Here is a 6,602-nt window from a genome sequence, read left to right as displayed (position 1 = left end):
CCCCCTACATGAGCATCTTGTCGAGCGTGGATTTCTTGATACATCTACGGAACGCGTTATTTGGTTTTGCGACGCATCGGAAACTGTACCTCCGAAAGCAGAATCGCGCCGAAAATCACGGCGAAACCGCATACCGACGGCACGGTGAGTTGTTCCCCGGCGAAAATCACGGAAACCATCATGGCGAAAATGCATTCGGTGCTCAGAATCACGGAGCCTTCCGTGGCCGGCAGGTTCTGCACGGCGATGGTTTGGAAGATCTGCGCGATGATGGTCGAGCCGACCACCAGATACGCAAGGCACAGCACCACGTCCGCGCGCATCCACGCCGCGGATGGCGCACCGTCGAACAGGACCGCGCCAACGCCGAAGAACAGCGCGCACCATGCGAATTCAGACAGCATCAACGCCACCGCGTCGAATTTGCGTCCCATCATGCCGACGACCACAAGGTTCACCGCGAAGAACAGCGCACCGACAATCGTCATCGCATCGCCGAATCCCACGCCGGCGAGTTCCTCGCCACCCGTGCCGCTCAGCGAAACCAGTCCGATGCCGAGCGTGCATACGAGCGCCGCCACGATATGCTGCGCGCCGGGACGCTTGCGCGTCAACGCCCACAGCACGAACGGCACCATCACGCAGTAGGTGTCGGTGAAGAAACTGTTGCGACCCGGCGAAGTGGTTTCCAATCCCTTGAGTTGGAACATGAAGCCAAGCCAATACGTCAGCGCAAGCATGCATCCCGGCGCAATGTAGCGTCTCATGCCGATTCTGCGCAGACGCGGAAGAAACACCAGCGCCATCAGCACAGTCGAGGCGCTCATGCGGAAGAACATCATCCACTGGCTCGTCATCACGTCCTGCACATGTTTGAGCATGGTGTATCCGGAACCCCATACGGCGGCGTTGACCAGCATCATAAGACGGGCGACGTTCTTGGGAACGCTTATGCCTTCATGCGGGGAACCCTTTTGGTTTTTGCCGGACGCGGCAACGTCGCGTTCCCGCTCCCCTTGCAGCGATTCGGTCATCTTCGCAGGGAACATCAGGCCGTCACCTGAACAAATCAAACAGGCTGAACGTGGTTTTCCTATACACCTTGTTGTACAGCTTGCGCCTGGGATGCAGCCAGCCCATGCCCTTCTTGCCGTAGCCGGGAATCAGCGCCCGTTTGACCGCACGGGTGGCCCGTCCCCGGGTGCGCGCGGACAGGCTCTTCCTCCAACTGGGTTTCCTCATTCCGAATTTCATGAACAACAGCCTCTTTTCGATCAGTTATCCTATTCCCCCAAATAGCATATTGGAACAGCCCCGTTGCCTAATTGAAAGTGCGACACCAGTTAGAGATAACGTCCGGACTCTAATCCCTCTAATCTCCACTGGTGGCCAGCGCAGCGTGAACCATGCACTCCGCGCTGCGCGCGGATTTGATGAAAACGAATCCCTCAATATCAGTCGCCAAAAGCGGCATAAGTCCAGCGCCATCAGTTGCAGTCGGGAATGACCATCACGTTCGGCTGGATGAAGCAGGCTATGATCATTCCCGTTATTTTATCGAGGTCGGCAACGGCACCGGCATCCGCGGGATCGGCCTGATGCCCGGCCGCAATGCCTCGACGATCAGTCGGGAGGCCAAGCGCAACACGTGGCTCCCGTCCAACGAGAACGAGTCGTACCGGCCGTATAGGCCGAAGCGGCTCAAGCCGGGCCCGCGGACGGGAAGGCACTGCACCGCCGGGCCCGCCCAGCGCAAGGCCGACCGTCGACGGTCGACGCCGCGCAAGCCGCGCCGCCTGTCGCGCAACCGCCTGTGGGCGCGGGTGGCCGGATGGCTGGGCCGCGGCCGGTCGCAGCCGCTGATCAGCGGCAGGCTGCGCATGGAGTATCCGGAGAGTCCATGCGTGTGCTCGGCTACCGCACACCCGCCGAAGCCTTCGCCGACGAACTGCTAAACCGACAAACCTGACAAGGATGTTGCACTTACAAATAGACAGCGGGTTATTGCCATTTTCACGGCTGTCATTAAAAGTTTACGTCTATCAACTGGTAGTTTACTGCTCATGCATGCAATGCATAGCATGTTAATGATGAATCAGGAACTTTCATCGTTCGACAATGGCAAGGAATGATGTTTTCACTTTATGCATGATGCGTCCATCAGGTTCAAAATCTGAACCGACATAACGGCCTCCTGAAATCTGAACGCGCGTTCCCACACGTAACCGGGGATTATCCTTGATGAAAAATTTAATCATTGAACCATTTGCCCGATTCTGGCCTATTGCAATTACTTTCTGCTCGCCGGTTCTCCTATCCTTGAAACGGCCTATTTTACTTATATACAAATCGGGAAGCATTCCATATATTTTTCCTATTTTAATACCATCACTGACCGCAAATGGACGCTCTGTTTTCTTACCTTGCATTTCAGCGTCATATTGTTGTTTTTTCATTCTAATCATTTGCAGGAATTTATCCGGATCTGACGCAATGGCTTGCTTCGGATTTTTCTTATAATCAGATGAATATATTTTCTTCTCACCATCATCCGCCAAATAACAACCCGCCATCATTGAATGAATCATGTAATCATTGAATTCATCAGGATGCGCTTTGACAAAAGCATGGAAACGTTCATCCTCTGAATCCTCAACATGCTGGTATAACACCATTTCAGATGGTGAACCGGAAATATGAAATGCATATTTCACGCCATAGCATTTAGGACAATTCACTTTCCTGCCATCATCCTCCGTGATTCTACCATTAGCATGGCAATAATTGCATTCACGAGCGAATTCGATTATTTCATCCCAGTTACTTGAATCATGCATGACTGGAACATAACTATCATTCCCGATTTTCATTGGATTACAACTGATGACGCTTGTATGTGCATTATCACCGAACATTGTCCCACGGAATTCATCATTATTCATTGTTTCAGGATCAGGATCTGACTTATCGCCATTAGTTATTCCAATGCCATTTTTATTAGCCTGCGCCTGCTTATATTTCTGATACGCGAGAATCTTCTGATTCATTTTAATCGTCGCATCCCTCGCATCAGTCGCCATGACATCATCAGCACCATGTAACCGGCATGGAGTGGATGCACATGGAACCATTTTATTCTCCGCTTTCGAATAATGCCACGAGGATAACACCGGCGTCCGCCGAACTGGTTCCGCTGGTTTCTGTGCTTTCTTACGCAGGAAATCAAACATGAATAAATACTCCCATCTGATGATAATCAATGCTTTAAAATAGTCAATCATCAATCTATCATCATTTTCCATCATAACTGAAACCAATGCTATTTGAACACATGATTGCAGGAAACATAAAACAATCACATATTTATTTCGATGCGAAAGCATGGGAACTCCAGCATGGCAATAACATGGAAGTTGATGAGACAATGGCACGCATCCGGTTAATGCATGATGCATAATGCCAGCATTGACAGCATGATGTCATCATTGGATAAATATAAACAGCAGAAGCTTGAAATTGCCGCCGGTATATCGGAAACCACTCCTGCTGAACTATTATTGAAGCTCATTAATAGCCCTGATAATATACTTGCCTATCTGATAATCGGTAAAACAACCAGCAGAACGGCTTATCCGGAACCATTACAATATGAAACGCTGGCTGAACAATCAACCAAAAAATATAATGAACTGAATAATGAACCGAATAATAATAAAATTCTTGCCAATAAATTGAAATCATTGAATGCACGAAGAAATCGCAGACGCGCTCATCTACTGCATCATGCCGTCAGACAAGCTTGGATTCGATCTTGATGAAATCATCTTTGACAAGCTCAAAAAAGATACAAAAAATACCCGATTGAGCTTTCTCGCGGCAATAGCACCAAAAGATAAGAGACCCTGGACATTTCTCAGCTCTAACCCTTACACTCCTTATCTCAGGACAAACACTTACACCGCCAACTCATATCATGATACAAACTGATTTTTTGTTCCGCATTTCCCCTAACTCGATGGGAGTGATGGAATCATGACAAAAGGGCGTGAGATACCGTCAGACTGCCGACGGAGTCGTGCGGAGCGTATTTGCCGGAATCGCTGCGACGTTGATACAGCCAATCGAATGCAATGCATACTCCGTCAAATCGAAGTGGACACTTGGGAGCCGGTGACGTTTCGCTGAACTCGTCGCCGATTCCGACACCACCGATCATTAATTTCCCATTGAGCACGATCGTGTTCGACCACGGCCGACTTGAAGACCGTGTCCTTCAACTTGAACACCTTCAATCGGCGGCCCCGGCGATCTCATCGGCCTGAAGCGTCGTACATCGCTTTCATCAGTTCGACGACCTGCTCGTTGACGGTCCGACCAAGTCTAGTCACCAAAAAGGTTCCGGTCGATCTGCATGATGCTCGAATGTCTTGGCTTCGATTCCCGGCTTCCGACATATCGTCTACGGAACGAATCGACAAGTCCGATGGAGTCTCCATCAGTTGCCGAATATCCCCTCATGGGTGCCCGTACGAAGAAAACCAAGCGGTGCCGTCTTCCCGAATCCAGACGGCAAGCCAGCCACCGGCATTGCCGACACGGCATTCGACCACACGCTCCCACCCGCCGCCTTGCAGCCGATGCGCACGATGTCGACGACGAAGCGTCTCCTTATCAAATCCCCAAGGAATTAGACATCTCATCAAGCCGCATGAAACCGCGGATCGCTTTTTGCGGAACGTTCGCGAACCTCCTGCAAAGCAGTCGATAGAAGGCACGTGTCACGCTGGAAAGGTCGAACCCGAAATCCTCGGCGATATCGGAGGCCCATTTAAACGGCTCGGACTCGCCCAGGCCCACGAACGGGAAACACATCGCATCGCGTATCAGCGCGTTAGCGCGTTTGAGCGTCCTCTTGTCCCGGGTCTGCCGGTACAGGTAGTCGTCCCACGCGTCCTCGGTCCAGCGCAGCACGGCTCACTCCTCGACCAGAGCATGCGTGGCGGTGTCGCCGGAACGCACCTGGACCATTCCACGGCGGACCTTGGCGAGCAGTCCGGGATTCCGGCAGACACGCAGCGTCTCCATGAGCGAATCGTAATCGTCGGCGCTCATCACCACCACGTTGTCATGGGGATCCCTGTTGGTGACCAGAAGTTGGTGTATGCAACCGCCGTGACCACGGCAGCCACCTTCCAACGCAACATATATGCACAGGAAACGGTACAGCAGTATGCCAGAAATCAGGAGAAGCCCTCGCATCCCACACAGCTACTGCCCCACTTCTTCAGCAGTCAAGCCAAGTTCGTCAAGCACGTCATCGGGAATAGTGCGGGCATCGACGGCGTCCTCCGGCAGCAACCCATATTCCCGAACCTCTGTACGGACGCGAGAACGCGACATCACGCCGCAATCCCGACGTGACCCGTCGCAATCACGTCATACTCGCGTCATTGGGCCACAGACCCTCAGAACACGACGAACGACACGGCGGTCAGCGTGAACAGGCTCGCGATGGTGTTGGCGACCACCATGCCGATGGCATATTGCGGCTGGTTGTGTTCCTTCTCGGCGAACATGACCAGCGCCACCATGGTGGGCATGCCGGCGCAGATCGCCATCGTGTGCACGATATCCGGGTTGATCGTCAGACCCAGCATCGGCGGGACGGTGGTGAACAGCGCGAACAGGGCCATCGGGAACAGGAGCATCTTGAGCACCACGCCAACGTAGAGTTCGGGCTTGCGCAGCACGCCGGTCCAATCGCGCAACACCACCAGGCCGCCAAGGTACACCATCGACAACGGCGAGGCCGTCTGTCCGATGGCCTTGATCGGCGCCAGCACCTCTTCGGGGATGGGCACGCCGATCAGAACCACCACCAGGGACAGCGCCACCGCCACCAGCGCCGGGGAAATCACCGATCGCACACGCTGCAGCCATCCGCGGGCGGGGTCCTTGTCGGTGCGCGAGTGCACATCCCTCACCTTCTTGCAGGTCCACACCCCGTACGTCCACATGACACATTGGTCCACCAGCGACAGCAGCGCGAAATACAGGGCTCCCTTGCCTGGATATAGCGCCATCAGCAGCGGCAGCCCCATGAACCCCACGTTGCCGAAGACGAAGGTCCCGCAGAACATGCGCCCCCGTTCGGCCTTCAGGCCCATGAGCTTGGCGATCAGCGTGCACATGCTGATGAGCAGCACGTACATGACGATGTCGAGCAGCATGATCACGCCGGACTGCGCCAGGTCCGCCCGCGTGGTGCCGGACACGGCGTTGGAGAACACGATGAACGGGATGCCGACTTTCAAGATGAACGAACAGATGCCGTCCATGGCTTTCTGCCCCAGCACATGCGCCTTCACGCAGACGATGCCCACGAGCATCATCACGGCCATGCCAACAAGCTGCGAGAACACAATGTGAAACTGCGTCAACTCGACGCCCCTTTCCTGCCGACCCCGGATGGCCACGAGCGATCGAATGCCGGGCCTGGTTCCGGACAGGATCGACGATCGCGGCTCTTTGTGAGAGAGTAATCGTTCCGCGTCCCATCAGGCAACCAACTGTCTGCATGGCAACACATGGGCGGCACGCGA

General features: G+C 53.8%; 8 protein-coding genes and 1 pseudogene. 3 read left to right on the top strand and 6 right to left on the bottom strand.

Annotated elements, in window-relative coordinates:
- Nucleotides 1–56: 56 nt before the first annotated feature.
- Complete coding sequence (locus tag B2994_RS00075; protein ID WP_291526382.1) at nucleotides 57–1,034, bottom strand: DMT family transporter; 978 nt, start codon at nucleotides 1,032–1,034, stop codon at nucleotides 57–59.
- Between the two features lie 22 nt (nucleotides 1,035–1,056).
- Nucleotides 1,057–1,254, bottom strand: coding sequence for a hypothetical protein (locus B2994_RS00070; RefSeq protein ID WP_291526381.1), 198 nt, complete (start codon nucleotides 1,252–1,254; stop codon nucleotides 1,057–1,059).
- 266 nt (nucleotides 1,255–1,520) lie between these two features.
- Here B2994_RS00070 and B2994_RS00065 point away from each other — a divergent pair.
- Nucleotides 1,521–1,925, top strand: a pseudogene (locus B2994_RS00065) (IS30 family transposase); the annotation flags it as partial.
- Between the two features lie 180 nt (nucleotides 1,926–2,105).
- On the opposite strand, the gene B2994_RS00060 reads toward B2994_RS00065, so the two are convergent.
- Complete coding sequence (locus B2994_RS00060) at nucleotides 2,106–3,305, bottom strand: hypothetical protein (RefSeq protein ID WP_291526379.1); 1,200 nt, start codon at nucleotides 3,303–3,305, stop codon at nucleotides 2,106–2,108.
- A gap of 168 nt (nucleotides 3,306–3,473) precedes the next feature.
- Here B2994_RS00060 and B2994_RS00055 point away from each other — a divergent pair, with 168 nt between their 5' ends.
- Nucleotides 3,474–3,815, top strand: a complete 342-nt coding sequence (locus B2994_RS00055) for a hypothetical protein (protein ID WP_291526378.1) — start codon at nucleotides 3,474–3,476, stop codon at nucleotides 3,813–3,815.
- On the top strand, nucleotides 3,745–3,987 hold the full coding sequence (locus B2994_RS00050) for a MazG-like family protein (protein ID WP_349675646.1): 243 nt from the start codon (nucleotides 3,745–3,747) through the stop codon (nucleotides 3,985–3,987). Before B2994_RS00055 ends, B2994_RS00050 begins: the two co-directional genes overlap by 71 nt.
- 684 nt (nucleotides 3,988–4,671) lie before the next feature.
- Here B2994_RS00050 and B2994_RS00045 read toward each other — a convergent pair.
- The 3 genes from B2994_RS00045 to B2994_RS00035 all read right to left on the bottom strand — a co-directional run bounded on the left by B2994_RS00045 (nucleotide 4,672) and on the right by B2994_RS00035 (nucleotide 6,440).
- Nucleotides 4,672–4,971, bottom strand: coding sequence for a type II toxin-antitoxin system YoeB family toxin (locus B2994_RS00045; RefSeq protein ID WP_291526376.1), 300 nt, complete (start codon nucleotides 4,969–4,971; stop codon nucleotides 4,672–4,674).
- Nucleotides 4,972–4,974: 3 nt separating this feature from the next.
- Nucleotides 4,975–5,112, bottom strand: a complete 138-nt coding sequence (locus B2994_RS00040; RefSeq protein WP_291526375.1) for a type II toxin-antitoxin system Phd/YefM family antitoxin — start codon at nucleotides 5,110–5,112, stop codon at nucleotides 4,975–4,977.
- 353 nt (nucleotides 5,113–5,465) lie between these two features.
- On the bottom strand, nucleotides 5,466–6,440 hold the full coding sequence (locus tag B2994_RS00035; protein WP_291526374.1) for an AEC family transporter: 975 nt from the start codon (nucleotides 6,438–6,440) through the stop codon (nucleotides 5,466–5,468).
- Nucleotides 6,441–6,602: the final 162 nt, after the last annotated feature.

It is taken from the genome of Bifidobacterium sp. UBA744, from assembly GCA_002298605.1.
Lineage (GTDB): Bacteria > Actinomycetota > Actinomycetes > Actinomycetales > Bifidobacteriaceae > Bifidobacterium.
Note: the sequence above shows the minus strand (reverse complement) of the source record. Positions and strands in the feature narration are given on the sequence as shown.

Excerpts from the sequence above, each read along its gene's own strand:
- B2994_RS00075 (WP_291526382.1), bottom strand. The coding sequence starts at position 1,034 with ATGACCGAATCGCTGCAAGGGGAGCGGGAACGCGACGTTGCCGCGTCC.
- B2994_RS00070 (WP_291526381.1), bottom strand. The coding sequence starts at position 1,254 with ATGAAATTCGGAATGAGGAAACCCAGTTGGAGGAAGAGCCTGTCCGCG.
- B2994_RS00060 (WP_291526379.1), bottom strand. The coding sequence starts at position 3,305 with ATGATGGAAAATGATGATAGATTGATGATTGACTATTTTAAAGCATTG.
- B2994_RS00055 (WP_291526378.1), top strand. The coding sequence starts at position 3,474 with ATGATGTCATCATTGGATAAATATAAACAGCAGAAGCTTGAAATTGCC.
- B2994_RS00050 (WP_349675646.1), top strand. The coding sequence starts at position 3,745 with ATGCACGAAGAAATCGCAGACGCGCTCATCTACTGCATCATGCCGTCA.
- B2994_RS00040 (WP_291526375.1), bottom strand. The coding sequence starts at position 5,112 with ATGAGCGCCGACGATTACGATTCGCTCATGGAGACGCTGCGTGTCTGC.